At 58.3% G+C, this 25,544-nt stretch carries 27 protein-coding genes; 5 read left to right on the top strand and 22 right to left on the bottom strand.

All coding sequences use genetic code 11. The annotated features are described in order from the left end of the window. Window positions 1-99: 99 nt before the first annotated feature. The 9 genes from MUW49_RS15070 to murJ form a co-directional block, all read right to left on the bottom strand. The gene (locus MUW49_RS15070; RefSeq protein WP_244812919.1) at window positions 100-807 is read right to left on the bottom strand and encodes a prepilin-type N-terminal cleavage/methylation domain-containing protein; all 708 of its coding nucleotides are present in this window, start codon (window positions 805-807) and stop codon (window positions 100-102) included. Continuing rightward, window positions 804-1,367: a type IV pilus modification protein PilV gene (gene pilV, locus MUW49_RS15065; protein ID WP_039039992.1), complete on the bottom strand. Its 564-nt coding sequence runs from the start codon at window positions 1,365-1,367 to the stop codon at window positions 804-806. The genes MUW49_RS15070 and pilV overlap by 4 nt, the downstream gene beginning before the upstream one ends. 3 nt (window positions 1,368-1,370) lie before the next feature. Further along, window positions 1,371-1,778 (bottom strand): type IVa pilus pseudopilin TppA, encoded by a 408-nt coding sequence (gene tppA / locus MUW49_RS15060; RefSeq protein ID WP_039039991.1) that lies wholly within the window; start codon window positions 1,776-1,778, stop codon window positions 1,371-1,373. 110 nt (window positions 1,779-1,888) lie between these two features. After that, complete coding sequence (ispH, locus tag MUW49_RS15055) at window positions 1,889-2,824, bottom strand: 4-hydroxy-3-methylbut-2-enyl diphosphate reductase (protein ID WP_161470506.1); 936 nt, start codon at window positions 2,822-2,824, stop codon at window positions 1,889-1,891. Beyond that, the gene (fkpB, locus tag MUW49_RS15050; protein ID WP_042079281.1) at window positions 2,824-3,276 is read right to left on the bottom strand and encodes an FKBP-type peptidyl-prolyl cis-trans isomerase; all 453 of its coding nucleotides are present in this window, start codon (window positions 3,274-3,276) and stop codon (window positions 2,824-2,826) included. The genes ispH and fkpB overlap by 1 nt, the downstream gene beginning before the upstream one ends. Further along, the gene (gene lspA / locus MUW49_RS15045; RefSeq protein WP_042079282.1) at window positions 3,273-3,788 is read right to left on the bottom strand and encodes a signal peptidase II; all 516 of its coding nucleotides are present in this window, start codon (window positions 3,786-3,788) and stop codon (window positions 3,273-3,275) included. Before lspA ends, fkpB begins: the two co-directional genes overlap by 4 nt. Continuing rightward, window positions 3,788-6,649, bottom strand: a complete 2,862-nt coding sequence (gene ileS, locus MUW49_RS15040; protein ID WP_244812918.1) for an isoleucine--tRNA ligase — start codon at window positions 6,647-6,649, stop codon at window positions 3,788-3,790. Before ileS ends, lspA begins: the two co-directional genes overlap by 1 nt. After that, window positions 6,649-7,623: a bifunctional riboflavin kinase/FAD synthetase gene (gene ribF / locus MUW49_RS15035; protein WP_244812920.1), complete on the bottom strand. Its 975-nt coding sequence runs from the start codon at window positions 7,621-7,623 to the stop codon at window positions 6,649-6,651. The genes ileS and ribF overlap by 1 nt, the downstream gene beginning before the upstream one ends. 210 nt (window positions 7,624-7,833) lie before the next feature. Continuing rightward, a complete protein-coding gene (gene murJ, locus MUW49_RS15030) occupies window positions 7,834-9,396 on the bottom strand; it encodes a murein biosynthesis integral membrane protein MurJ (protein WP_029313784.1) in 1,563 nt (520 codons plus the stop codon). Window positions 9,397-9,587: 191 nt separating this feature from the next. On the opposite strand from murJ, the gene rpsT reads away from it, so the two are divergent. Beyond that, window positions 9,588-9,851, top strand: coding sequence for a 30S ribosomal protein S20 (gene rpsT, locus MUW49_RS15025; protein WP_005308808.1), 264 nt, complete (start codon window positions 9,588-9,590; stop codon window positions 9,849-9,851). A gap of 48 nt (window positions 9,852-9,899) precedes the next feature. Here the strand turns inward: rpsT and MUW49_RS15020 are convergent, their stop codons facing one another. From MUW49_RS15020 to rppH, 8 genes are all read right to left on the bottom strand, one after another. After that, window positions 9,900-10,202: a metalloregulator ArsR/SmtB family transcription factor gene (locus MUW49_RS15020; protein ID WP_029313781.1), complete on the bottom strand. Its 303-nt coding sequence runs from the start codon at window positions 10,200-10,202 to the stop codon at window positions 9,900-9,902. Window positions 10,203-10,250: 48 nt separating this feature from the next. After that, window positions 10,251-11,183, bottom strand: coding sequence for a transcriptional activator NhaR (nhaR, locus tag MUW49_RS15015; RefSeq protein ID WP_010673095.1), 933 nt, complete (start codon window positions 11,181-11,183; stop codon window positions 10,251-10,253). Then, entirely contained in the window at window positions 11,170-11,550 is a 381-nt protein-coding gene (locus tag MUW49_RS15010) for a hypothetical protein (protein WP_201888074.1), read from the bottom strand. The genes nhaR and MUW49_RS15010 overlap by 14 nt, the downstream gene beginning before the upstream one ends. A 20-nt stretch (window positions 11,551-11,570) precedes the next feature. Then, window positions 11,571-12,761, bottom strand: coding sequence for a Na+/H+ antiporter NhaA (gene nhaA / locus MUW49_RS15005; protein ID WP_104455241.1), 1,191 nt, complete (start codon window positions 12,759-12,761; stop codon window positions 11,571-11,573). A gap of 278 nt (window positions 12,762-13,039) precedes the next feature. Then, window positions 13,040-13,834 (bottom strand): thymidylate synthase, encoded by a 795-nt coding sequence (thyA, locus tag MUW49_RS15000; RefSeq protein WP_039039983.1) that lies wholly within the window; start codon window positions 13,832-13,834, stop codon window positions 13,040-13,042. Next, window positions 13,834-14,658, bottom strand: coding sequence for a prolipoprotein diacylglyceryl transferase (gene lgt / locus MUW49_RS14995; RefSeq protein WP_043153049.1), 825 nt, complete (start codon window positions 14,656-14,658; stop codon window positions 13,834-13,836). Before lgt ends, thyA begins: the two co-directional genes overlap by 1 nt. Window positions 14,659-14,724: 66 nt before the next feature. Next, the gene (gene ptsP, locus MUW49_RS14990; protein ID WP_042878854.1) at window positions 14,725-17,004 is read right to left on the bottom strand and encodes a phosphoenolpyruvate--protein phosphotransferase; all 2,280 of its coding nucleotides are present in this window, start codon (window positions 17,002-17,004) and stop codon (window positions 14,725-14,727) included. A gap of 13 nt (window positions 17,005-17,017) precedes the next feature. Next, entirely contained in the window at window positions 17,018-17,545 is a 528-nt protein-coding gene (rppH, locus tag MUW49_RS14985) for an RNA pyrophosphohydrolase (RefSeq protein WP_010673089.1), read from the bottom strand. A gap of 731 nt (window positions 17,546-18,276) precedes the next feature. Here rppH and mutH point away from each other — a divergent pair. Continuing rightward, complete coding sequence (gene mutH, locus MUW49_RS14980) at window positions 18,277-18,951, top strand: DNA mismatch repair endonuclease MutH (protein ID WP_104451889.1); 675 nt, start codon at window positions 18,277-18,279, stop codon at window positions 18,949-18,951. Between the two features lie 83 nt (window positions 18,952-19,034). Then, window positions 19,035-19,364, top strand: coding sequence for an isoamylase early set domain-containing protein (locus tag MUW49_RS14975; protein ID WP_103260846.1), 330 nt, complete (start codon window positions 19,035-19,037; stop codon window positions 19,362-19,364). Between the two features lie 102 nt (window positions 19,365-19,466). Here MUW49_RS14975 and rplS read toward each other — a convergent pair whose 3' ends face one another. The 5 genes from rplS to ffh form a co-directional block, all read right to left on the bottom strand. Further along, window positions 19,467-19,814 carry a 50S ribosomal protein L19 gene (gene rplS / locus MUW49_RS14970; RefSeq protein WP_005313505.1) on the bottom strand — a complete coding sequence of 116 codons (348 nt, stop codon included), beginning with the start codon at window positions 19,812-19,814 and terminating at the stop codon, window positions 19,467-19,469. A gap of 32 nt (window positions 19,815-19,846) precedes the next feature. Then, a complete protein-coding gene (gene trmD / locus MUW49_RS14965) occupies window positions 19,847-20,596 on the bottom strand; it encodes a tRNA (guanosine(37)-N1)-methyltransferase TrmD (RefSeq protein ID WP_010673086.1) in 750 nt (249 codons plus the stop codon). 34 nt (window positions 20,597-20,630) lie between these two features. Further along, on the bottom strand, window positions 20,631-21,152 hold the full coding sequence (rimM, locus tag MUW49_RS14960; RefSeq protein WP_039039979.1) for a ribosome maturation factor RimM: 522 nt from the start codon (window positions 21,150-21,152) through the stop codon (window positions 20,631-20,633). Between the two features lie 24 nt (window positions 21,153-21,176). Then, window positions 21,177-21,425 (bottom strand): 30S ribosomal protein S16, encoded by a 249-nt coding sequence (rpsP, locus tag MUW49_RS14955; RefSeq protein ID WP_010673084.1) that lies wholly within the window; start codon window positions 21,423-21,425, stop codon window positions 21,177-21,179. Between the two features lie 179 nt (window positions 21,426-21,604). After that, window positions 21,605-22,984, bottom strand: a complete 1,380-nt coding sequence (gene ffh, locus MUW49_RS14950) for a signal recognition particle protein (RefSeq protein WP_104455239.1) — start codon at window positions 22,982-22,984, stop codon at window positions 21,605-21,607. Window positions 22,985-23,269: 285 nt separating this feature from the next. Between ffh and ccsA the strand changes: the two genes are divergently transcribed. Then, the gene (gene ccsA / locus MUW49_RS14945; RefSeq protein ID WP_039040017.1) at window positions 23,270-24,061 is read left to right on the top strand and encodes a cytochrome c biogenesis protein CcsA; all 792 of its coding nucleotides are present in this window, start codon (window positions 23,270-23,272) and stop codon (window positions 24,059-24,061) included. A 39-nt stretch (window positions 24,062-24,100) separates the two neighbouring features. Further along, window positions 24,101-25,381 (top strand): CNNM domain-containing protein, encoded by a 1,281-nt coding sequence (locus MUW49_RS14940; RefSeq protein ID WP_244812917.1) that lies wholly within the window; start codon window positions 24,101-24,103, stop codon window positions 25,379-25,381. Window positions 25,382-25,544 lie beyond the last annotated feature (163 nt).

The following is a 25,544-nucleotide window of genomic DNA, read 5'->3' as shown; positions in this document are numbered from 1 at the left end:
GGGTCTTCAAGTTCGGAGAAGAATTGGGTAAATGCCGCTTGATGGTTCATGACGAAACTCCCGTAAAAGAGAGTATAAGATCACACCCTGTTCGGTCGGTCAAATCCTCATGCCCTGCTTAAAAAACGTTCGCGATCTTGCCCTGGAACCACCCCCAGGCGTTAAATATCGCTTACGCAGCTCAGGGTTGCCATTTTTTGAATTAGGAGATAGGTAGTAAATAAAATGCTGATATTCCCACAACTGCGGGTTTATCATGGTGCCGGGGATGGCCTCCCCCTTTTTGAATAGGTAGGCTGACTGTGTTGTAGTTGCAAGATAAAAGCGTGTAGTCACTAGATCTTTAGATTCCAAAGAGTTTCCAACTAATCGCTTGATACTCACAACGTCTGAATTGGCTATACGGTCACCGACATCAATGCAGTCGAGCCCCCCTCCTATCACGGTTCTATTTCCATCTATATGCGCAACCCAGAATGAACGTAGTGAACCTGTACTAGTTGGAAAACTGCCACGATCTAAGTCATCTAAACAATCTTTTGCTACAGTAGTCCCGCTACTTAAGGTTATCCCCAAGTCTTTAGTCATTGGAGACCCCGTATAATCCCCCCAGAAGCCGGCCCATTTCAGATCCTGGGTGAGCAGACGCATGGCGATACGGCCATTTTCCTGCAACTCGCTCTGATCGAAAGCATCTTCCGTTGTGGCGCGGGAAGTCACGAAGATGCTCAAGCCGCCACCGACCAGAAATACGCCGATCAACATGGCAATCAACCATTCAATCAGGGTGAAGCCGCGGGCATTCATAGTGTGGTCGTCAGTACGAACTGACGCCTCTGTCTGTCTGCTGCATTGCCCAACCCACAACTGTTGCGCACCGCGGCCACTGCAACGGCACCATCGGACAGAGACTCCCGCCCCTGCCAGAAGATCCCTATGGTCAAACTGTTGTTGGCGCCACGAATCACGCAGCCGACCGGAGATTGCAGAGGTGACGCGGCACCGGATACCGCGGTTCCCAGCAGAGACTGCTGCCAGTAGAAGAGGTCCAGTGCCTGCCGCTCAGTCCTGCTGCAATCCGACATGGTGCCATTGTTGTTGGCACAGCTCGGCATATCCAGGATCGCGTTGCCGGATACCACTGTCGTTCCCTGACCAGCCCAGCTGTCTTTGTTGATCCTGGCGCGTTCGACCAGATCATTGGCCAGCCAGTTGGCGATGGTGCGCTGACGCGCTTCGTAGCTGGAAAACTTGGCGGTGACCTGCATGGCAACCAATCCCAGCAAGCCGAAGGAGAGCACCACGGCCGCAATCATCACCTCCAGCAGGCTGAATCCCCTCGTGTGTCGATGGTGCAGTGGTTTCATCGCCTAGTCCCAGCAAGCATTGTTGACGGTATCCCCGAGCCGGGTGGCACTCCGGGTGCCATCCTGGTCGATGGAGAAAATGATGCAGTCGCTGTCTGACCCCTGCGCACCAGAGGCTGTGGCAAACAGGATGTATGTATTGACCCCGGCTGAGATGACCAGGTGATAGAAGCCGGATTCGGAGTTCTCCGAGATATTCAAATCGGCTGCGGATGAGGTATACCGATTGAAGTCCATAAAATAGGTTTCTTGTCTGTTGGCGGCGTCCAACAGCATTTTTTTGGCATCAATTCGGTGGCTGGACAGCAGGTAACGCTGATAGGAGGGATAGGCAATAGTGCCAAGAATCGCCACGATTGCGACGACAATCATCAATTCAATGAGAGAAAAGCCTCGATAGAACCCAATCATAACCCATCCTTGGTGACTGGCGGTTCATATAGTCTAATGCCGGATAGGTCGCAACGACAAATCCGGCATCAGGAACATAACTCTTTATTCTCAGGCCATCCTGGCCACATTCAAATAATTCTAAGCTCGGGCGGCACTTCAAACACCACATTCTCTTCCCGGCCAGGATGCTCGGTCACTATCTTGCCTCCCAGCTCGCGCAGCCGGGCGATGACATTCTGAACAAGCACATCGGGGGCTGACGCACCCGCCGTGACCCCGATACGGGCAACCCCGTCCAGCCATTGCGGCTCAATCATGGAGGCATCGTCGATGAGGTAGGCCTTGGCGCCCACCTTCTCGGCCAGCTCCCGCAGTCGGTTGGAGTTGGAAGAGTTGCGCGATCCCACCACCAGCATGGCGTCCACCAGCCCGGCCATCTCCCGCACCGCATCCTGGCGGTTCTGGGTGGCGTAGCAGATGTCATCCTTGCGCGGCCCCTGGATCTTGGGGAAGTGCGCACGCAAGGCATCGATGACGTCTGACGTCTCATCCACGCTGAGTGTCGTCTGGGTGACGAAACAGAGGTCGTCCGGGTTCTTCACCTTGAGTTTGGCCACATCTTCCGGCGTCTCCACCAGATACATGCCACCCTCACTGTTCTCGTACTGTCCCATGGTGCCGATCACCTCGGGGTGGCCGGCATGGCCGATGAGCACGGCCTCGGAGCCCTTGCGACTGGCGCGATGGACCTCCATGTGCACCTTGGTCACCAGCGGACAGGTGGCATCGAACACCTTGAGGGCGCGGGACTTGGCCATCTCGCGCACCGTCTTGGCCACGCCGTGGGCGGAGAAGATGACGATGCTGTCGTCCGGCACCTCGTCCAGCTCCTCGACGAAGACGGCGCCCGCCTCCTTCAGCTTGTTCACCACGTAGCGGTTGTGCACCACCTCGTGGCGGACATAGATGGGGGCACCGAACTTCTCCAGCGCGCTCTCGACGATGCTGATGGCCCGGTCGACACCGGCGCAGAAGCCACGGGGGTTAGCCAGCAGAATATCCATCAGTGAACCTTCTCCTCGTCATCAACCCCCAGGATCTCCACCTCGAAGGTGACGGTGTGACCGGCCAGGGGGTGGTTGAAATCGACCGTGACCGACATCCCTTCCACCGCCCGGATGATCCCGGGCAGCTCGCTGCCGTTGGGCTGGTCGAACAGTATGATGGTACCTACCTTGGGCTCTACATCGGCACCGAACTTGGCGCGGTCGAGATGGTAGATGTTATCGGGGTTGGAGAGGCCAAAGGCCTCTTCCGGCACCAGGGTGAAGCTCTTGCTCTCCCCTGCTCGCAACCCCAGCAGGCATTGCTCGAAGCTCGGCGTCAGACTGCCGTCTCCCATCCGCAGACGGGCCGGCTTGCCGTGCAGCGCCGTGCTGTCGGCCACCGAGCCGTCTTCCAGTTTGATAGAGAAGTGGAACAGCACGCTGCTGTCCGCAGCAATCGACTGGCTCATGAGGTCGCGTCCTGTTTTTTCTCGCCACGGAAGCCATCCAGCACGATCATGGCGGCACCGATGAAGATGAAGCTGTCCGCCAGGTTGAACGCCGGCCAGTGGGCACGCTGCCAGTAAAAGTCGAGGAAGTCGACCACATGGCCCAGCACCAGCCGGTCAAACACGTTGCCGAGCGCCCCGCCGATGATCAGGCTGTAGGCGATACCGCTCCAGCGCTGGGTCACCGACTGCTTGCGCAACCAATGGATCAGCAGACCGCAGATGGCAAACGCCAGCAGGGCGAAGAACCAGCGCTGCCAGCCCCCCTGATCGGCCAGGAAGCTGAAGGCCGCCCCCTTGTTGTAGACGTGGACCAGGTTGAAGAAGGGGGTGATCTCCACCCCCGGATAGCCAAACGGCAGCAGCTTGACCACGGCGAGCTTGCTCGCCTGGTCCAGTACGAAGGCCAGCACCGCCAGCCACAGCCAACGCAGGCCGGTTTTGTTGTTCATCTCGTTCTGAGTCATGTTCATCAGGCAAATTGACGCGTTTCGCCGTCACCCTCGACGTTGGTGACACAGCGGCCACAGATCTCTTCGTGACCCGCGATGGTGCCCACGTCTTCCACATGGTGCCAGCAGCGGTCGCACTTGGCGGCGGCAGACTGCGCCACGCAGAGCCACAGGTCGTCGCGCTCGGTCGCCACGGCCTCTGCCGGTGCGGCATCGACGCTGACCACCCTGGCCTTGGAGGTGAGCAGCACGAAGCGCAGCTCATCGGCCAGGGCGTTCAGGCGGGCAGCCAGTTCCGGCTTGGCGAACAGGGTCAGTTCGGCCTGCAGGGAGCCACCGATGCGCTTCTCGCCACGGGCCACTTCCAGCGCCTTGTTCACTTCACCGCGCACGGTGAGGATCTCGGCCCAGAACTCGTCGTTCAGCACTTCGCCCGCTTCAAGCCCGAACAGGCCGTCGTACCACTCCTCGGTGAACACGAACTCGCCGCGCTCGCCCGGCAGCAGGGCCCAGATCTCGTCGGCAGTGAAGCTCATGATGGGCGCCATCCAGCGCACCATGGCCTCGGCGATGTGATAGAGGGCGGTCTGGCAGGAGCGACGGGCCAGGCTGTCTGCCTTGGCGGTGTACTGACGATCCTTGATGACGTCCAGATAGAAGGAACCCATCTCGATGGAGCAGAACTGCATCAGCTTCTGGGTCACGCCGTGGAAGTTGTACTCGTCGAACGCGGTCACGATCTCGGCCTGTACCGCTTTGGCACGACCCACGGCCCAGCGATCCACCACCACCATGTCCGCAGGCGCCACCATATCGGTCGCCGGATTGAAGCCGTTCAGGTTGGCCAGCAGGAAGCGAGCAGTGTTGCGGATACGACGATAGGCGTCGGCAGAGCGCTTGAGGATCTCGTCGGAGACGGTCATCTCGCCGGTGTAGTCAGTGCTCGCTACCCACAGACGCAGGATGTCGGCACCCAGCTTGTTCATTACATCTTGCGGGCTCACCACGTTGCCGATGGACTTGGACATCTTGCGACCCTGGCCATCCACGGTGAAGCCGTGAGTCAGCACCTGGTTGTAGGGGGCCTTGTCTTTCATCGCCACACCGATCATCAAGGAGGACATGAACCAGCCACGGTGCTGGTCAGAGCCTTCCAGATACATGTCGGCCGGCTTGCCGTTGAACTCGGGACGGGCATCGACCACGGAGGAGTGGGTAGAACCTGAGTCAAACCAGACGTCCAGGGTGTCGAGCACCTTCTCGTAGTTGTCGGCGTCCGCGCCCAGCAGCTCGGCCTTGTCCAGATCCCACCAGGCCTGGATGCCGGACTGCTCGACCCGCTTGGCCACCTCTTCCATCAGGCGGACGGAATCCGGGTGCAGCTCCTGGGTATCCTTGTGAACGAACAGGGAGATGGGCACGCCCCAGGTACGCTGACGGGAGATGCACCAGTCGGGACGGTTCTCGACCATGGCCTGAATGCGGTTCTTGCCCCAGGCCGGCACCCAGCCGCTCTGGCCGTGCTGGGCAATGCCTTCTTTCTCGATGCGCTCGATCTCTTCGAGGGCGCGCTTGCGCAGACCCTTCTGCTCCATGCTGATGAACCACTGCGGGGTGGCACGGAAGATGATCGGGGTCTTGTGGCGCCAGCAGTGCGGGTAGGAGTGGTTGAACACCTTGTGGTGAAGCAGGGCGCCGCGCTCGGTCAGCACCTCGACCACGGAGGCGTTGGCCTTAAACACGTGCTGGCCGGCAAACAGCTCGGTATCCGGCAGATAGACGCCGTTGCTGCCAACCGGGTTGGCCACTTCCAGGCCGTACTTTTGACCGACCACGAAGTCTTCCTGACCGTGTCCAGGGGCGGTGTGCACCGCGCCGGTACCGGCGTCCAGAGTGACATGGTCACCCAGCACCACCGGCACATCGAAGTGGTAGAAGGGGTGGTTGAAGCGCAGCAGCTCGAGCGCCGCGCCCTTGGCGTAGCCCAGGTTGTGGAACTTCTCGATGCCGGCCCTGTCCATCACGTCCTTGACCAGCTCGGCGGCCAGGATCAGGCGCTCGGGATGCTCGCCCTCCACCTGCACCAGGGCGTAGTCCAGATCGGCGTGCATGGCGATGGCGCGGTTGGCCGGCAGGGTCCAGGGGGTGGTGGTCCAGATCACGGCAGAGATCACGCCCTTGCCGGTGTGGCCTTCGGCGCAATCAAACTTGGCGGCGACGGCAGCCTCGTCGACGGCCTTGAAGCGCACGTCGATGGAGGGGGAGTTCTTGTCGTAGTACTCCACTTCGGCCTCAGCCAGTGCGGAGCCGCAGTCGGTACACCAGTGCACCGGCTTGGAGCCCTTGTGTAGGTGGCCGTTGGCCACGATCTTCGCCATGGAGCGGATGATGTTGGCTTCGGTGCCGAAATCCATGGTCAGGTAGGGGTGTTCCCAGTCACCCAGCACGCCCAGACGGATGAAGTCGGTCTTCTGCGCTTCAATCTGGGTCTTGGCATATTTGCGGCACTCGGCGCGAAACTCGGCGGCGGAAACCTTCTCCCCCGGCTTGCCGACCATGCCTTCCACTTTCAGCTCGATGGGCAGACCGTGGCAGTCCCAGCCCGGCACATAGGGGGAATCAAAGCCGGAGAGGCCCTTGGACTTGATGATGATGTCTTTGAGGATCTTGTTGACCGAGTGACCGATGTGAATGCTGCCGTTCGCATAGGGGGGGCCATCGTGCAGAATGAAAGAAGGCTTGCCCGCTTTGGCGCGGCGAATGGCGCCGTAAAGATCCTGATCGTACCAACGTTTCAGCATGTTGGGTTCGCGCTTGGCCAGATCGCCACGCATCGGAAACTCGGTTTCCGGCAGATTCAGGGTGTGTTTATAGTCGCTCATCAGTCCTGGGTTCCCTTCTTTTCTAAAAGAGTGCTGGGTAAATGAAATTGTGGCAGCCCGAACCAGGCTCGGGCCGCCAGGGCATCTCGTTCGATCTGCTCTTTCAAGGCGGAGAAAGAGTCAAACTTCTGCTCTTCGCGCAGCTTGTGGCGAAGCAGCACCTTGACCTGCTGACCATATAGATCACCAGAAAAATCAAATAGATGTACTTCCAATCTGGCTTGTGTACCGCTCAAGGTCGGCCGTACACCCACATTGGCGACACCGGGGAAGGTCTTGCCGGAACATATCACTTCCACCGCAAACACGCCACCGACCGGGACAACCTGGCGTTTGAGGGCCAGATTGGCGGTGGGAAAACCTATGGTGCGCCCCAGCTTGTCGCCGTGGGCCACCCGACCGCTGATGGCATAGGGGCGACCGAGCATCAGCTCCACCTCCGCCATGCGCCCGGCCCTGAGGGCCTCGCGCACCAGGGTGCTGCTGACCCGCTGACGGGAAAGCTGGAAGCTCTGGGTGCTGATCACCTCGAACCCGAAGCGTCGCCCCGCCTCTTCCAGCAGGTGGAAGTCCCCTTCCCGCCCCTTGCCGAAGCGAAAGTCGTCGCCGACCACCAGATAGTGCACGCCGAGTTTCTCCACCAGCAGTTGCTCGATGAAGGTGCTGGCCTCCTGCTCGGCAAAACGATGGGTGAAACGCACGCAGAGCATGCGATCGATCTGCATTCCCTTGAGGGCTTCGTACTTCTCCCGCCAGCGGCTGAGGCGGGCGGGCGCGGCACTGCCCGCAAACAGCTCCAGCGGCTGGGGTTCGAACAACATGACGCAGGCCGGCAGGCCAAGTTGGGCGGCCTTCTCCTGCAAACGGGCCAACACCGCGTGATGCCCCTGATGAACCCCATCGAAGTTGCCTATGGTCAATACACAGCCCCGGTGACGGGGCTTGATATTGTGAATGCCGCGAATAAGCTCCATCAGTGCCTTGTGCGTTGCTGCCATGGAAATCGGCGGATTATATATCAGGCAGCAGGCAGGGTCAGCCCTGCCGTTGACCCGATTTAGCCATCCCGCTCGCTTCTCGGACTCGGCCAGGAGCATCGCACCTCGTTGGCGGGCCAACTCGACAGCCCCTGAGACCGCTCCCCCATCTCCCCTGTACTGTCCCCCTCCCTTGCAGCTGGCTCCTTATTGCTGACCGGCTCTCAGGTGCCGTGGCCGGATCCCCAATGCCAAGAGGACAATGCCATACAACGCTCCGCCCAGGCAGAGCAGCAGGGTCAACTCCAGGCTGGCCTTGCCCATGCTCCAGGCACCCCATTGGGCGAGATCCGGTGACAGATAGGCCAGAAGCCCCCCCATCAAGACCGTTGCCGCCAAGAGCTTGAGGCAGAACAGCCCGGTGTTGCGGGAAGGGCGATAGACATCCTGCTGATAGAGCCCCTTGAACAGCAGTACGGCGTTCAGCGTGCCGGAGCAGGCGGTCGCCAGCGCCAGCCCGACGTAGCCGAGCGGATAGATGAAAATAAGGTTGCACACCATGTTGGCTACCATGGCCATGATGCCGATACGCACCGGCGTCCTGGTGTCCTGGCGGGCGTAATAACCGGGGGCCAGCACCTTGATGAGCATCAAGGAGAGCAGCCCCGTGGTGGAGGCCAGCAGGCTCGCACTGGACATGCTCACCTCGTGCAGACCGAACTCACCGCGCATGAAAAGTACCCGCAGTATGGGCTCGCGCAGCACGGCGATGCCGACCATGGCTGGCAAGCCGAGCAGCATCACCATGCGTACCCCCCAATCCATGGTGCGAGAGAAATCAGCCGGATCCGCATCCACGTGTTTTCTGGCCAGGGCAGGCAGGATCACCGTGCTGATGGCCACAGCAAAGAGGCCGAGGGGAAACTCCAGCAACCTGTCCGAGTAATAGAGATAGCTGATGGCACCGGTAGCCAGGAACGACGCCAGCATGGTGTTGATCAGCAGGTTGATCTGGCTGACCGACACCCCGAACAGCGCCGGGATCATCAGGGTGCGGATCTTCACCACCCCCGGATGGTGCCAACCCCACTTGGGCCAGACCAGCATGTTGAGCTGGCGCAGAAAAGGATACTGGAACAAAAACTGGACCAGACCGCCGAGGAAGACACCGATCGCCAGGGAGATTTCGGGGCGCTCCATCAAGGGCGCGATCCACCAGGCCGCCGCAATCATGGTGATGTTGAGGAATACCGGCGTGAAGGAGGACACGGCAAAACGGCCAAAGGTATTGAGAATGGCCCCCGCCATGGCGGTGAAGGTGATGAACCAGAGGTAGGGGAAGGTGATCTTGAGCATCAGACTGGCCAGCTCGAACTTCTCCGCCGCCGGTCCGCCATGCAGCCAGTCCCAGAACCAGCCCCAGCCAAAGAGGGCCGTCAGGACACCGGAACCCAGCACCCCGAGCAAGGTGACCACGGTGACGATACCACCCAGGGTGCCCGCCACCGCCGCCAGCAGCTCCCGAACCGCCTGCTCGTCACCATTTTTCTTGTACTCCGTCATCACGGGCACGAAGGCCTGGTTGAATGCCCCTTCGGCAAAGAGACGGCGCAAGAAGTTGGGAATGCGATTGGCGAAGAAGAAGACGTCTGCGGCCACCCCGGCACCGAGCAAATTGGCGATGACCACATCGCGCACCAAGCCCATCACACGGGATGCCAGCGTCATTCCGGACACTATCATGCCGGATTTGATCAATTTCTTACTCAAGACGAGGCCTCTGGAACTGTCGGAAAGAAAAGAATGCTGTTAGAATCGGCCGACAGTTTAACCGTCTCCCATCTGACACACCACCGGGGGGCGGTGTTTATTTGCACAAATCATTTGACAATATGTGGTTGGGAAGGCATATTTCCGGGCCTTTTCAATACACTCGCTAAGACAGTTTTAGGAGTTTTACCTTGGCTAACATCAAATCTGCTAAGAAGCGTGCTCTTCAGTCAGAGAAACGTCGTCAGCACAACGCCAGCCGTCGTTCCATGACCCGTACCTACCTGAAGAAAGTGATCGCTGCCATCGCCTCTGGTGACAAGGCTGCTGCCACTGCCGCTTTCGCTGTTGCTCAGCCGATCATGGATCGTATGGCGACCAAAGGCCTGATCCACAAGAACAAAGCTGCTCGTCACAAGAGCCGCCTGTCTGCCCAGATCAAAGCCATGGCTTAATCAGCATCCGCTGATGAAAGCTGAAAAAACCGGCCTAGTGCCGGTTTTTTATTTGGGGTCGCTACAGTACAGTCTGTGCAACAATCCGATCATCTCGCGCACCTCATGGCTGCGCAGGGAGTAATAGACCGTCTGGGCTTCCTTCCTCGTCGCCACCAGCTCATCCCGGCGCAACACCGCCAGATGCTGCGACATGGCTGACTGGCTCAATCCCAAGACCTCGTTCAGCTCGCCGACCGACAGCTCTCTATCCAGCAACTGGCACAAGATAAACAGCCGCCGTTCATTGGCCAATGCCTTGAGCAGGGTGACGGCACGCCCGGCATTCGCTTCCATTTCTTCCAATTGCATCTCACCCTCCTCTTCCAAGACAGGCATCATAGCGCCGTCACCGTCGATTTAAAACGAGAGGCTTGCTGGCTGAATGGCCGTGAAATCCTCCTGCCCCGCAAAGAGGAAGGAGAAATCACTTTCGCATACCCGCTTGACCGCAGGATGTTGGATCATCCGCTCGGCAAAGATGACGTAATACTCCTCCATCAGATCCTGGGTTTCACCTAGCAGCATCACCTCCTCCCCCTCCAGGATCTCTTCTCGATAGATGGTCGGAGCCATGAAGATGCCCTGGTTGAAGAAACCGAACGCCTTCATCAGCGCCGCATCGTCGAATTCTCCCAGAATGCTGGGGGAAATTCCCTGCTGCTCGAACCACTGGGTCAGTTGACGACCCATGGCGGTACGGCGGCCCGGGATGAGCAACTTGCGCTCTTCCAGGCAAGCAGGGAAAGGCTGGGAGGGCAGAGGCGCCTTGCAGAAGAAACTGACGCCGCATCCCCCCAGGCGCTTGGACAGCAACCCGGCATGCTGGCTGGAGTCCACCGGGCAGTCAGAGAGGATCATGTCGAGCTTGTGCTCGCTCAACTGCTCCAGGAGCAGTTCATGGGTCGACTCGAAGCAGCGCAGGTGAATGGAACCGTCATTGGGGATCACGGAGAGCAGTACCCGGCTGGCAAGACGCTTGGAGAGTGCATCGGCGATGCCGACGTCGAACAGGATCTGGCTCTCCTTGCGGTAATTGACGATATCCAGCATCTCGTAGGAGAGGCTGAACATCTTGTCAGCATAGCGAAACACCAGTTGGCCAAGCTCGGTGGCCTCAAGGGAGCGCCCCTTTCTGATCAGCAACTTGCCGCCAAGACGCTGCTCAAGCAGTTTGATCTGACCGGTCACGGTCTGCGGAGTCAAAAAGAGGGCTTCCGCCGCCTGCGTGACGGAGCCCTTCTTCTGAGTCATCCAAAAATAGTAGAGATGGTTGTAGTTAAGGTGTGACATCCGATGGGGTTCCCGCGCTAGGCGGGCTCCGGTAGCAGCTGAGTTCAACCGCCAGAATGTCATACATGTCGCTGATCGAGTCAACCTTGTTCGCGTCGAACTGTGCCTGCAGATGGGCCTTGAGACGACCGGCATCCGGCATTCGCTCGGTGCAATAGCGCTTGTTGGACAGCTTGACTCGCTCGCCGGCACGACTGCTCAGTGCCCGTTCGGCGAAGGTCTCTCCGAACCGGGCTTTTACCTGAGAGTCCCCCAGCATGAGTGCGCTGTCGACCACCCCGTTGAGATAGGCAGAACAACTTGCCGAGGTGGCATCCCGCTGACAATCGGCCAGACTATCTGCCCAGAGTGCAGGGCTCGCCAGCATGACTAACCATCCTAGTTTTCTCATAACCCCTCCGTACTTTGATTCGCCTCCCGATTGGGCAGCGATATCCGCAGGGCGATGTAACCGATCACGGCCGCGAGTGTGGAACCTGCCAGGATCCCGAGGCGCGAGTAGCTGCCGTAGTCCAGTCCGCCATGCTCGAATGCCAGCGATGCGATAAACATCGACATGGTGAAGCCGATGCCACACAGGATGCTGACGGCAAAGATCTGTCTGAAGTTCACTCCTTGCGGCAATTGGGCAATGCCTGATTTCACAGCCAGCCAGCTGATGGTGAAAATCCCGAGCGGCTTGCCGACGAAGAGCCCCAGGATGATCCCCATGGGGAGCGGATTGAGCAGAGCCGAGAAGTTGATCCCCTCCAGCGATACCCCGGCGTTGGCGAAAGCGAACAGCGGCAGGATCAGGAAGGCGCTCCAGGGGTGCAGCCCATGCTCCAGATGCTTGAGTGGCGATGCGTAACGCTTGCCGTTGAGGGGGATCATGAAGCCCACGATGACCCCCGCCAGGGTCGCATGGACACCGGACTTGAGCACGGCAACCCAGAGCACCAGGCCGACCAGCATATAGAGTCCAATCCTGTCCTCACCACGGCGATTCATCCAGAGCAAGGTCAGGGTGGCCACCACACCTATCGCCAGCGCAGTCAGCGACAGTTGCTGGGTGTAGAAGAGGGCAATGATGATGATGACCCCCAGATCGTCCATGATGGCCAGCGCCAGCAAGAAGACCTTGAGGCTGGTCGGTACCCGCTTGCCCAGCAGCGCCATGACCCCGAGAGCGAAGGCGATGTCGGTTGCGGCCGGAATCGCCCAGCCAGCACGGGTAGCCTCGTCTCCGTAGTTGAAGAAGCTATAGATGAGGGCCGGTGCCAACATCCCACCCACGGCGGCAATGGCCGGGAAGGTTGCCTGCACCCGGGAGGAAAGCGCCCCCTCCAGCATCTCTCGCTTCACCTCGAGACCCACCAGAAGGAAGAAGATCGCCATGAAGCCATCGTTGATCCAGAGCAGCAGCGGCTTGTTGATGTCGAGCGCCGCGATGCGAACCTGCACCTCGGTATTGAGGAAGCTCTGATAGTGTTGCGCCAGCGCCGAATTGGCCAAGCCGATGGCAAGCAGGGCGGCCAGGATCAGAATGATCCCGGAAGCAGACTCCAGTTTGAGAAAACGCTTGAATACATCGCTCATATCTAACTACCCATAAGATTCCATTTTTTCAGTATAGGGCCCGAGTAGCTCAATGAAAAATCGTTTCTAACGGCCGATAACAACGAAAAAACCGAAAGCAAAACAGATAATGCCTGCTATAAGCCGGTTACTACCCTCTTTCAAGAGCCTTCTCTCCACCCGGAACACCGCATATAAATTCACATAAAATGCAAAAGGCGCCCGCAGGCGCCTCTAACAGCTGAGTGTCAATTCATCGTCACCTGAGTGACGGGACTCGCCCCAGGCTCATTACTTACTCAAATAGCGACAGGCGCCTTGATCCCAGGATGGGGATCATAGCCCTGGATCTCGAAATCCTCGAATCTGTAATCGAAGATGGAGTCAGGTTTGCGCTTGATCACCAGTTGTGGCAGGGGGCGCGGCTCGCGGGTGAGTTGCAGTGCGGTCTGCTCCATGTGGTTGGAATAGAGGTGCACATCGCCACCGGTCCAGACAAAGTCCCCCACTTCCAGATCGCACTGCTGCGCCATCATGTGGGTCAGCAGCGCATAGCTTGCAATGTTGAACGGCAGGCCAAGGAAAACATCACAACTGCGCTGGTAGAGCTGGCAGGAGAGCTTGCCATCCGCCACATAGAACTGGAAGAAGGCGTGGCAGGGTGCCAGCGCCATTTTGTCCAGCTCGCCCACGTTCCATGCGGAGACGATGATGCGGCGGGAATCCGGGTTGTGCTTGATGTCATCCACCGCTTTCTGGATCTGGTCGATGACGGATCCATCGGCCGCTGGCCAGGAGCGCCACTGGGCACCATAGACAGGCCCCAGATCACCGTGCTCGTCGGCCCACTCATCCCAGATGCTGACACCGTGCTCTTTCAGATAGGCGGTGTTGGTATCGCCATTGAGGAACCAGAGCAGCTCATGAATGATGGAGCGCAGGTGGCACTTCTTGGTGGTCACCAGCGGGAATCCTTCCGCCAGATTGAAGCGCATCTGATGACCGAACAAGGAGACTGTCCCGGTGCCGGTGCGATCGGATTTGACGGTCCCTTCATCCAGAATTTTCTGCATCAGGTCGAGATAGGCACGCATTACTTCGCCTCCTTCGGTGCATTGCCGAACAGACGGGGCTGCTTGTAGGCGGCCCAGACCATGAGCCCCCCCGCCACTATCATCGGGGTAGAAAGGATCTGACCCATGCTGATCTCATTGAAGTAGAGACCCAGCTGGCTGTCTGGTTGACGAACAAACTCCACCAGGAAGCGGAACAGACCGTAGAACAGCAGGAACATCCCGGAAATGGCGCCACGGGGTGGGTGCTTGCGCCAGAACAGGTTCAGGATGATGAAGAGCACCACCCCTTCCAGCGCGAACTGGTAAAGCTGGGACGGGTGACGCGGCTCGGGCCCAGCCTCGGGGAAGATGATGGCCCAGGGGACATCGGTCACCCGACCCCACAGCTCGCCGTTCATAAAGTTGCCGATGCGGCCGACGCCGAGGCCAAACGGAATCAGCGGCGCCACGAAATCCGCCACGGTGAAGAAGTGGCGCTGGGTTTTGTGGGCAAACCAGATCATGGCGGTGATCACCCCGATGAGGCCACCGTGGAACGACATGCCACCGGTCCATATCTTGAACAGATAGGTCGGGTCTGCGAGGAAGAGATCGAAGTTATAGAACAGCACGTAACCGATGCGCCCTCCCAGGATCACCCCAAGGAAGCCGTAGAACAGCAGGTCGGATACCTCGTTGCGGGTCCAGCCGCTATTGGGTGCATCGGCGCGGCGACCTGCCAGCCACATGGCGAAGGCAAAACCGAACAGGTACATGAGACCATACCAGCGTACCGATAATGGTCCCAAACTGAATGCTACGGGATCAATCTGCGAGAAAACCCAATATCCGTCGTGCTGCATAGGCGGCCCCAATCATAAGAAAAGCCGCATTCTCCGATCATTCTTACGCAGTAACAAGGTGGAATATCAATCGGGCAGCCTGACCTTGTGCCCAGCCCGCAGCAATCCGCCCAGACCGTGCTCTTCCAGATATCGGGCAAACAGGCCCCGCAGCACGTGAGGATTGTCATGCTTGAGACCATCCGCCATCAGCGCCTTCAACTCGCCAAGGTCGGATTGCCGCAGCACGTATTTGATACGGGAGATGTTGTGGGTATTCATGCTGAAACGACGATAGCCCATGGCCAGCAGCAGCAGCACTCCGACCGGATCGCCAGCCAGCTCGCCACAAACAGAGACCGGCTTGTGATAGCGCCGGGAGGCATCGACCAACAGTTGCAAAGCGCGGATCACCGCGGGATGGAAGGCATCGTAGATGCTGGCGACACGGGCATTGTTGCGATCCACCGCCAGCAGGTACTGGGTCAGGTCGTTGCTGCCCACAGACCAGAAGTCGATGAGCGGCGCCATCTCCGGCAGGATGTACAGCGCGGAGGGGACTTCGATCATCACCCCGAGACTGGGGTAGCGGATCACCGCATCGCGGCTGGCCGCTTCTTCCGACACCTCGCGCCACGCCTGATCCAGCAGACGACGGGAGGCCTTGATTTCACTGACGCTGCTGATCATCGGCAGCATGATGGCCAGATTGTCCAGCCCTTCGCTGGCCCGCAACATGGCCTTGAGCTGCACCAAGAAGAGTTCGGGGTGATCCAGGGTGAGCCGGATCCCCCGCCAACCAAGGAAGGGATTTTCCTCCACGATGGGGAAATAGGGCAGTTGCTTGTCCCCCCCCACGTCCAGAGTCCGCATGCAAACCGGGCGATCCCGATAGGTTTCCAGGATCCCGCGATAGCGGGCAGTCTGCTCCCACTCCGAAGGGAAGCTGTCCTGCAGCATGAAGGGAATTTCGGTGCGATAGAGCCCGACCCCGTCCGCCAGATGATTGAGGGAGATCTCGGTATCCGCACTCAGCCCTGCGTTGAGCAGCAGAGAGACCTTGGTGCCGTCGGCAGTCTCGGAGGGCTGGCTGTCGACGCTACGCACCAGGGTGTCGAGTGCCCGCTCCTCACTCAGCAGTTGCCGGTACTCGGTCAGGATCACCTGGTTGGGTTCGATGAAGAGATCGCCGCTGTAGCCATCGATGACCAGAGTGCGCCCGCCGATGTCACCGAGGGGCAGATCCACCCCCATGATGGCCGCCACCCCCATGGCACGGGCCAGGATGGCGGCATGGGAGTTGGTCCCGCCCTTGAGCGACACCACACCGCTCAGAAATTCCCTCGGGATCTCCGCAAGGATGGTGGCCGTCACTTCATCGGCGACCAGCACCACGGGTTCGCCGATGGTGAGCTGCTCGGGTTCGTCCTGCACCAGCCGGCTGATGAGCCGCTGGGCGATGTCTTTCACATCGGTGGAGCGCTCCCGCAGATAGGGATCCTTCATCCCCTTGAACTGCTCTATCAGCCGATCGCTGATGAGTTTGACCGCCGAGATCGCCGTCCAGTGTTCCTTGCTGACCTTGTTGCGGATGGGCTTGATGTAGCCGGGATCGTTCAACAGGTGCAGATAGATGTCGAAGATGGCGACCGAGTCCTGGCTGTAGCTCTCGCGAAAGCGCAGTGCCAGGCTCTCCAGATCATGGCGCACTTCCTCCACCGCCAGCTCGAGACGGGCAAGCTGCTTGGCATGATCCTCGTCCTTGCGCGGTGTGATGGTATTGAGCGCCTTGCGCGGACGCCACACCCAGGCCTTGGCGATGGCGATGCCACTCGCCCCGGCAATACCGCGCAGCGGCTTGCTCCAGTCGGTCTTCTGCAGCCACCCCTTGGCCTGGGCCTGGGCGATGCGGGCAGCCAGCTGAGCTGCCAGGGTGACCATGAAGGACTCCTCCCCCTCATCGAAGAGGCGGCTCTCCTTCTGCTGCACGACCAGAATCCCCACCACCTGACGCTGATGCATGATGGGAGCGCCGAGGAAGGAGCGAAACGCCTCTTCCGCCACATCGGGCAGGAACTTGAAACTGGGATGGGAGGGGGCATCGGCCAGGTTGATCAGCTCTTCACGCTGACCCACCAGACCGACGATACCCTGCTCGAACGGCAGGGTGGCCTTGCCCACAGCCGATTCGGCCAGACCATCGGTCGCAGCCAGTCGATAGCGGCGCATGTCGGGCTCGGCCACGTAGACGGAGCAGCAGTCCACCGTCATGGCGAGCCGGGTCTGGCTCACCAATGCTTGCAAGGCCTGTTCGAGGGTGTTGGCCTCGGCCATGCTTTCCACGATGCGTCTGAGTTCCGTCAGCAACTAGTTGTGCTCCTTAACGCGAGCGGTTGCGCCGCCCATCTTTTCGGTTAGCCTGCACCACGGGGACTGGCATGGCCAGCGGGGCAAACTCCTTCATCACCCGGCGGTAAACCTCCCGCTTGAAGGAGACGACCTGACGAACCGGGTACCAGAAGCTGACCCAACGCCAATCATCAAATTCCGGGTGACCATGACAGCCAAACTGGATCCTGGACTCTTTGCCAGGATCGAGCTGCAACAAAAACCATTTCTGCTTCTGGCCAATACAGACCGGTGAACTGTCCCAGCGGACGAGTCGTTTGGGTAAGCGATACTTCAGCCAGTTGCGACTGGTCGCCAGTATGGTCACATCGTCCTGCTTGAGGCCTATCTCCTCATACAGCTCACGATACATGGCCTGTTCCGGCGATTCACCATCATCAACCCCCCCCTGCGGAAACTGCCAGGAGTGCTGCCCATAGCGCTTAGCCCACAATACTTGTCCGTCACGGTTACAGATCACGATGCCGACATTGGGACGAAATCCGTCACCATCTATCACGTGATCACCTTATAAAGGCTGAATCTATAACGAGATTGTTCCACATTCACCCCGTGGCGGCAAACAGGGACTGTCATCTTCCATTCATGAATAACTTGGCATTTCAAGCAAAGTTATAAACAAATTGAAGGTTCATGCTAGGCAAGTTGCCCACCCAGACTGTGCATAAACCTGTGATCAAGCAGGTATATACAGTAGTTTTATACTGTGGCATTGCACGGAAGCATATCATACCCGATTCACTTAAAAACAAAATATACATTTAAATACATAAGGTTATAGTTTAATTGCTGGATCAAGATCCATGTCTTTTGCCTAAGAGGATCCAGCCTGTCAATTGTGAACAAGTTCGACTGCTCAAAGATCCACCAAGACGGATTTATCCACAGATATGGCGCATTATCTGCACCGAAATGGCGCTGAAAATTGGCGTACTCTCACATTTATTTCTGGTGCCACGCTTCCTTTCACCACTTTACGCCAGTTATCCAAGATTTCTGTGGATAACTGTGTGCAACAGCTCGCACAAACCCTTGGACAACTCGTTTATGCGGGGATCCGGCGGGCCAACATACTGGATAAATAAAGTAAAAACCTTTAAAATCATTTAGATATGTTGAATTCTGTCACCCATGTCTCCCTGTGTATAGTCGGGCGAGGATCGGTTACAAAATCAGCGATACCATGCAAGGATCCGTATTGCGATGTCTATTATCTCCAGAGGAGCCCTCATGCCCGCCAATCCCCAGTCAGAACAAGAGCTGCTCAGTCGAGCCTACGCCATGGCGGGCTTCACTCTGGCCCAGCTTGCCGCAACGGCAGGCATCCCCGTACCGCGGGATCTCAGGCGTGACAAGGGCTGGACAGGGCAGTTGATCGAGTGGCAGCTGGGGGCCAGTGCAGGTAGCCGTCCCGAGCAGGATTTTCCGGATCTCGGTATCGAGCTCAAGACGATCCCCGTCGATCCTCAAGGGCGCCCGCTGGAAACCACCTTTGTCTGCGTGGCCCCCCTCATCGGGGTCAGCGGCCAGCGCTGGGAGGAGTCGAACGTGCGCAACAAGCTGTCGCGGGTGCTCTGGATCCCGGTGGAAGGCAGCCGCGACATCCCTGTCGGCGACCGTCGCGTCGGCATGCCGCTACTATGGAGCCCGAATGAAGAGGAAGAAGGACTGCTGCGCCAGGACTGGGAAGAGCTGATGGACATGATAGTGCTGGGGGAAGTGGAGCAGATCAGCGCCCGCCACGGCCTGGTATTGCAGCTGCGCCCCAAGGCGGCCAACAGCAAGGCGCTGACCCGCGCCATCGGCCGCAATGGCCAACCCATCATGACGCTACCACGGGGCTTCTACCTCAAGATCGAGTTCACCCATCAGCTCCTGAAGCGCCATTTTGCCCTCCCCCTTTGATCCTGTTTATCAACATCCTTGTCATAAAGTGATATAAAAATAACCAGCACTACTTTCTTCGCAGCCAGTGACAAGGAGTCCATATGCCGATCAACAAGCAATTCCTCAAATCCCGTCCCGAGGTCAAGGTGACCTTTGCCGTCGAAAAGGAGGCCGCCGGTGATGCCGAGCAGGTCTTGCTGCTGGGTGAATTCAGCCAGTGGCAGCCCATTGAACTGAAGAGGATGAAAAACGGGGAGTTCAAGGCGACACTCAACCTGCCGACCGATGGCCCCAGCCATTTCGAGTATTGCTATCAGCTAGTGCAACCCGATGGTGAAACCCTTTATGACAACGACTGGGAGGCGGACGACTACGTGCCTGGCCCCTTCGGGCGTGACAACTCTGTGGTGCGGGTCAGCCAGCCCAGTTGAGCCAATACCCCGCACACGGATACAAAAAAGGCTCGCCATTGGCGAGCCTTTTCACTACCTGTCGAGCTTTTCGCCGACATACCGACACCAATTCGAATCGAATTAGTTGAGCTTCTCTTTGATACGAGCAGCTTTGCCGGACAGGTTGCGCAGGTAGTACAGTTTGGCGCGGCGAACATCACCACGACGCTTCAGTTCTACACTGTGGATCAGCGGAGAGTGAGTCTGGAATACACGCTCAACACCTTCACCGTTGGAGATCTTGCGAACGGTGAAAGCAGAGTGCAGACCGCGGTTACGCTTGGCAATCACGATGCCTTCGAAAGCCTGCAGACGCTCTTTACCACCTTCTTTAACACGAACTTGAACACGTACGGTGTCGCCCTGGGCAAAAGCCGGGATGTCGGTACGCAGTTGCTCTTGTTCAAGCTGCTGAATAATCTTGCTCATTGTCTTTCCTTACCTAGGATAAACTGAAAACTCTACTTAACGCTGTCACGCACTTCGCGGACATACTCGGCAAGAAGTGATTCTTGCTCGTCAGTCAGAGCTAGGTTGTTAATAAGTTCCGGCCTTCTCTGCCAGGTTCGTCCGAGCGATTGCTTGAGTCGCCAGCGCCGAATCACTTCGTGATTGCCGCTTGTCAGCGCCTCGGGCACCGTCAGCCCATCCAACACCTCCGGCCGAGTATAGTGGGGATGATCCAGCAGCCCATCCGTGAAGGAGTCCTGCTCGGCACTGGCCTGATCACCCAAGACCCCCGGGACCAGACGCGAAACCGCATCGATCAGGGTCATGGCAGGCAACTCGCCGCCACTTAACACGTAATCTCCGATAGACCACTCTTCGTCGACTTCGGTTTGTATCACGCGCTCATCGATACCTTCGTATCGACCGGCGACCAGAATCAGTTTCTGATTCGTCGCCAACTCGGTCACGCCCGCTTGAGTCAGCTTGCGTCCCTGAGGAGAGAGATAGATGACTTTCGCCCCGTCTCCCGCCGCTTGCTTGGCTGCATGAATGGCATCACGCAGCGGCTGAACCATCATCAACATGCCGGGCCCACCACCATAAGGACGATCATCGACCGTACGGTGTTTGTCGTGGGTGAAGTCCCGAGGGTTCCAGCACTCAATTTGCAGCAGGCCACTCTTGACGGCCCGACCCGTTACCCCGTGCTCGGTAATGGCTCGGAACATTTCCGGGAAGAGGCTAATGACCCCAATCCACATAAGAAACCTCCGGCACCCGTGTTAGCGCGGGAAACTAGAAACCAGGATCCCAATCAACTTCGATTGTTCGAGCAGTCAGATCAATATTCTTGATCACCTGCTCTTCCAGGAACGGTATCAACCGCTCCTTTGCACCAAAGGCATCTTTTACATTGGCCTCAACCACCAACACATCGTTGGAGCCGGTTTCCATCAATTCGGTCACCTTGCCCAGGTCGTATCCCTTGGTGGTTACCACGGTGCAACCAATGAGGTCACGCCAGTAGAACTCCCCTTCGGGCAACGCAGGCAACAGATCGGCGGGGACGCCAATCTCGACGTTGGTCAATGCCAGGGCATCCTCACGCACATCGATACCATCGAGTTTGCAGATCAGACCCTTGTTGTGACGCTTCCAGGATGACACCCGGATTTCACGCCACGCCCCGTTCTGATTGATCAGCCAGGGGTTGTAATCGAAAATCGCTTCGGCAACATCGGTGAAGGAGTTCACTTTAAGCCAGCCCTTGATTCCGTAAACGGTCCCCAGGGTGCCCAGAACTACAGGTTTTTCCACCTTAACTCCCTACCGTTTGGCTGATTAAGCAGCTTTGGCAGCGTCTTTGATCAGCTTGGCAACGCGGTCAGAAACAGCGGCACCAGTAGCAACCCAATGCTCGATACGAGCCAGGTCCAGGTTCAGCTTTTCAGCGTTACCAGCAGCAACCGGGTTGAAGAAACCGACGCGCTCGATGAAACGACCGTCACGGGCGTTACGGCTGTCAGCAACTACTACCTGGTAGAACGGACGCTTTTTCGCGCCACCACGTTGTAAACGAATGGTTACCATATCGTCCTCATAAACATCTAATGAACAAGGCCTGCAAATACGCAGACCCTAGCTTAAAATAAGCCGCGTAATTCTACTTGGATTCGTAATAATTGCAACCAAGCCAGCTATTTTTTGCGCAGGGATTGGCATGAAAAAGGCTCACCAGGGTGAGCCTTTCTGCCTGACCAGCAGGAAAATCAGAACGGACCGCGACTGCCACCACCGAATCCGGGGGGCAGCATGTTCTTCATCTGGCCCATCATCTTGCGCATGCCGCCCTTGCCGGACATCTTCTTCATCATGCGCTGCATCTCGGTGAACTGCTTGAGCAGCTTGTTCACATCCTGGACCTGCATGCCGGAGCCCGCAGCGATGCGGCGCTTGCGGGAGCCCTTGATGAGATCGGGATGGGCACGCTCTTTCGGCGTCATGGAGCTGATAATGGCCTCCATCCGCACGGTGAGCTTGTCATCCATCTGATCCTTGATGTTGTCCGGCAGGCCGGACATGCCGGGCAGCTTGTCGAGCATCCCCATCATGCCACCCATGTTGCGCATCTGGGCCAGCTGCTCACGGAAGTCTTCCAGGTCGAAGCCCTTGCCGCTCTTGACCTTGCTGGCCAGCTTGGCCGCCTTCTCTTTATCGACGTTGCGCTCCACCTCTTCGATGAGAGAGAGCACATCCCCCATGCCGAGGATGCGGGAGGCGAGACGATCCGGGTGGAACGGCTCCAGCGCGTCGGTCTTCTCGCCCATACCGATGAACTTGACCGGTTTACCGGTGATGTGACGCACCGACAGTGCGGCACCACCGCGGGCATCACCGTCTGCCTTGGTAAGGATCACACCGGTGAGCGGCAGCGCTTCGTTGAAGGCCTTGGCGGTATTGGCAGCATCCTGGCCTGTCATGGCATCCACCACGAACAGGGTTTCGACCGGCTTGATGGTGGCGTGCAGATCCTGGATCTCCGCCATCATTTCGCCATCGACGTGCAGACGACCGGCAGTATCGACGATCACCACGTCATAGAACTTCTTGCGCGCTTGATCGATGGCGGCAGTGGCAATGGCGATCGGTTTCTGGCTGGCATCACTCGGGAAGAAGTCGACACCGATGTCGCCCGCAAGGGTCTCAAGCTGCTTGATCGCCGCCGGACGGTAGACGTCCGCACTGACCACCAGCACCTTTTTCTTGCTGCGCTCCTTGAGCAGTTTGGCCAGTTTGCCGACCGTAGTGGTCTTACCGGCCCCCTGAAGACCTGCCATCAGGATGATGGCCGGCGGCTGGGCAGCCAGGTTGAGCTGTTCGTTGGCCTCCCCCATCACGGTGACCAGTTCGCCATGGACTATCTTGATGAAGGCCTGGCCCGGACTCAGGGATTTGGCCACTTCCTGGCCCACGGCACGTTCCTTGACGCGCGCCACGAAATCGCGCACCACCGGCAGGGCGACGTCCGCCTCGAGCAACGCCATGCGGACTTCGCGCAGGGTATCCTTGATGTTCTCTTCGGTCAGACGGCCGCGGCCGCTGACGTTGCGCAGGGTGCGCGAGAGTCGTTCAGTCAAATTCTCAAACATGACGCTTTCCGGTTTTTGGCGTGACACTGGGGGCATTATACCCCGGTCAGCACTCTAGGGACGATTACTCGCCGCTTGCCGCGGCGGCCTGCCATCGAACGGGCAGGTCAACAAATGGAGGGCAGTATACCCCAGTCAACGCCGGAGGACGATTATTCGCCGCACGGTGACCATCAACGCCTACTTATATGTGGGCAGTTAGCCTCTGGCACAACTGGCGAGCATATCTTGTGCAAGGTATACTGCCCCTCTTATCCATAAAGCTTGTTTGACAACGACCTGGTTATGATCGTGATCTCTGTTCTGGCCCTGGCGTTTTACCTGCTGGCCATCATCGCCTCACTGCACCTGCTGCTCAGCGCCAAGCCCGTCGGGCAAGTATCGCTGTTCGCCTGTGTCGGCCTGGCCCTGACCGCCCATGGCATGGCGGTGGGCAGCGAAGTGCTGGCCACCCATTCCGGCCAGAATCTCAGCATGTTGAACGTGGCGTCCCTGGTCAGCCTTATCATCAGTTGCTTCATGACCTGCGTCACCCGACGCTTCAACGGCTGGATCCTGCTGCCCGTCGTCTACAGTTTTTCAGCCCTGCTGCTGGCAGCCAGCGCGCTCATTCCCGGGCGCTACATCACCCATCTGGAAGCGCACCCCCAGTTACTGCTGCACATAGGCCTCGCGCTGATGGCCTATTCGGTACTGATGATCGCCTGCTTGTTTGCCCTCCAGCTTGCCTGCCTGGACAGGCAACTGAAATCCAGAAAGATCAGCCACCTGCCAGCCATGCCACCCCTGATGACGGTGGAGAAACGCCTGTTTCAGCTCATTTCCGCAGGTCTGCTGCTGCTGACTCTCTCCATCGCATCCGGCCTGTTCTTCCTGGAAGACATGTTTGCCCAGGGCAAGTCCCACAAGGCCATCCTCTCTATCCTGGCCTGGTGCGTCTACGCTCTGCTGCTCTGGGGTCACCATACCCGTGGCTGGCGCGGCCGCAAGGTCATCATGCTGAGCCTCATCGGCAGCTTCATCCTGACACTGGCCTATTTTGGCAGCCGCTTCGTCAAGGAAGTGCTGCTTAGCTGACGCACGAACATTCCCCAACCATCCTTACAGGAGCCCTTCTTGGACAGTATCTCAACGAGTACATTGCTGATTGTTCTCGTTATCTTGATCCTTTTGTCAGCCTTCTTCTCCAGTTCCGAAACCGGTCTAATGTCGCTCAACCGCTACAAGCTTCGGCATCTGGCCCAGACCAAGCACAAGGCTGCCCGCCGGGTCGAGAAGCTGCTGGCCAGGCCGGACCGCCTGCTTGGCCTCATTCTCATCGGCAACAATCTGGTCAACATCCTGGCCTCCGCCATCGCGACCATCGTCTGCATCCGGCTGTTCGGGGATCTCGGCGTCGCCATTGCCACCTTCGGGCTGACCCTGGTGGTGCTGGTATTCGGGGAAGTCACCCCCAAGACACTGGCGGCCATGTTCCCCGAGCGGATAGCCTACCCTGCCTCCTGGATCCTCAAGGGGCTGATGGTGCCGTTCACCCCCCTTGTCTGGCTCATCAACAGCATCACGAACCTGCTGCTGAAACTCTTGCGTCTAGAGCACAACAAGGATGACTCCCTCAATTCCGAAGAGCTGCGCACCATCGTCAACGAGGCGGGCAATCTCATTCCCAAGCACCACCAGGAGATGCTGATAAGCATCCTGGATCTCGACAAGATGACGGTGGAGAACATCATGGTCCCGCGCAGCGAGATCTCCGCCATCGACATCAATGACGACTGGAAGATCATACTGCGCCAGCTGGCCCACTGCGCCCACACCAAGATCCTGCTCTATCGCGACAATATCGATGACGTCGTCGGCTTCCTGCACTCACGGGATGCCCTGAGACTGGTCGCCCGGGATCAGTTCAGCAAGTCCAGCCTGCTGCGGGAAGTCGACCCCATCTATTTCATCCCCCAGGGGACCCCCCTCAACGTGCAGTTGGCCAAGTTCCAGCGCAACAAGGAGCGAATTGGCCTTATCGTCGACGAATATGGCGATATTCAGGGGCTGATCACCCTGGACGACATCCTGGAAGAGATTGTCGGTGACTTCACCACCTCCATGACACCGACCCCGAGTGACGAGATCCATCCCCAGCCGGACGGCTCCTTCCTGGTCGAAGGCTCCGCCAGCATCCGCGAGCTGAACAAGGAGATGGACTGGCACCTGCCCATGGACGGCCCACGGACCCTCAATGGCGCCATCCTGGAGTACCTTGAGGAGATCCCCCAACCCAACATCAGTGTCAGGCTGGCGGGCTACCCTATCGAGATTCTCGAAGTGGAGAACAACATGGTGAAGATGGCGAGGATCATGCCGCACCTGTACCGGGACGATTCAGGGTACGAGGATTGAAAAAAGGCTGCCGATGGCTAATGCCAGTCAGTTAAGCCTGACTGGCATTGTTTTTACTAGGTTTTCTCGTCGCATACTTCTGTGGTTTGGCTTTGATGCACCTTGGGTAACTTCGTTCTCGGCGGGCGGGTAACTTGAACTGCTCTGCCTGTTTGTCCAACTC

The sequence above is a fragment of the Aeromonas sp. LsrichE-8G genome (genome assembly GCF_022869435.1).
GTDB lineage: Bacteria > Pseudomonadota > Gammaproteobacteria > Enterobacterales > Aeromonadaceae > Aeromonas > Aeromonas caviae.
This window is presented reverse-complemented; position numbering and strand designations above follow the sequence as displayed.

Excerpts from the sequence above, each read along its gene's own strand:
- trmD (WP_010673086.1), bottom strand. The coding sequence starts at position 20,596 with ATGTGGATTGGGGTCATTAGCCTCTTCCCGGAAATGTTCCGAGCCATT.
- MUW49_RS15070 (WP_244812919.1), bottom strand. The coding sequence starts at position 807 with ATGAATGCCCGCGGCTTCACCCTGATTGAATGGTTGATTGCCATGTTG.
- MUW49_RS15010 (WP_201888074.1), bottom strand. The coding sequence starts at position 11,550 with ATGCTGGCGAGCCCTGCACTCTGGGCAGATAGTCTGGCCGATTGTCAG.
- ileS (WP_244812918.1), bottom strand. The coding sequence starts at position 6,649 with ATGAGCGACTATAAACACACCCTGAATCTGCCGGAAACCGAGTTTCCG.
- ccsA (WP_039040017.1), top strand. The coding sequence starts at position 23,270 with ATGATCGTGATCTCTGTTCTGGCCCTGGCGTTTTACCTGCTGGCCATC.
- ffh (WP_104455239.1), bottom strand. The coding sequence starts at position 22,984 with ATGTTTGAGAATTTGACTGAACGACTCTCGCGCACCCTGCGCAACGTC.
- MUW49_RS14975 (WP_103260846.1), top strand. The coding sequence starts at position 19,035 with ATGCCGATCAACAAGCAATTCCTCAAATCCCGTCCCGAGGTCAAGGTG.
- nhaR (WP_010673095.1), bottom strand. The coding sequence starts at position 11,183 with ATGTCACACCTTAACTACAACCATCTCTACTATTTTTGGATGACTCAG.
- tppA (WP_039039991.1), bottom strand. The coding sequence starts at position 1,778 with ATGATTGGGTTCTATCGAGGCTTTTCTCTCATTGAATTGATGATTGTC.
- lgt (WP_043153049.1), bottom strand. The coding sequence starts at position 14,658 with ATGCAGCACGACGGATATTGGGTTTTCTCGCAGATTGATCCCGTAGCA.
- MUW49_RS15020 (WP_029313781.1), bottom strand. The coding sequence starts at position 10,202 with ATGCAATTGGAAGAAATGGAAGCGAATGCCGGGCGTGCCGTCACCCTG.
- pilV (WP_039039992.1), bottom strand. The coding sequence starts at position 1,367 with ATGAAACCACTGCACCATCGACACACGAGGGGATTCAGCCTGCTGGAG.
- mutH (WP_104451889.1), top strand. The coding sequence starts at position 18,277 with ATGCCCGCCAATCCCCAGTCAGAACAAGAGCTGCTCAGTCGAGCCTAC.
- nhaA (WP_104455241.1), bottom strand. The coding sequence starts at position 12,761 with ATGAGCGATGTATTCAAGCGTTTTCTCAAACTGGAGTCTGCTTCCGGG.
- ribF (WP_244812920.1), bottom strand. The coding sequence starts at position 7,623 with ATGGAGCTTATTCGCGGCATTCACAATATCAAGCCCCGTCACCGGGGC.
- ispH (WP_161470506.1), bottom strand. The coding sequence starts at position 2,824 with ATGGATATTCTGCTGGCTAACCCCCGTGGCTTCTGCGCCGGTGTCGAC.
- fkpB (WP_042079281.1), bottom strand. The coding sequence starts at position 3,276 with ATGAGCCAGTCGATTGCTGCGGACAGCAGCGTGCTGTTCCACTTCTCT.
- rpsP (WP_010673084.1), bottom strand. The coding sequence starts at position 21,425 with ATGGTAACCATTCGTTTACAACGTGGTGGCGCGAAAAAGCGTCCGTTC.
- lspA (WP_042079282.1), bottom strand. The coding sequence starts at position 3,788 with ATGAACATGACTCAGAACGAGATGAACAACAAAACCGGCCTGCGTTGG.
- rplS (WP_005313505.1), bottom strand. The coding sequence starts at position 19,814 with ATGAGCAAGATTATTCAGCAGCTTGAACAAGAGCAACTGCGTACCGAC.
- thyA (WP_039039983.1), bottom strand. The coding sequence starts at position 13,834 with ATGCGTGCCTATCTCGACCTGATGCAGAAAATTCTGGATGAAGGGACC.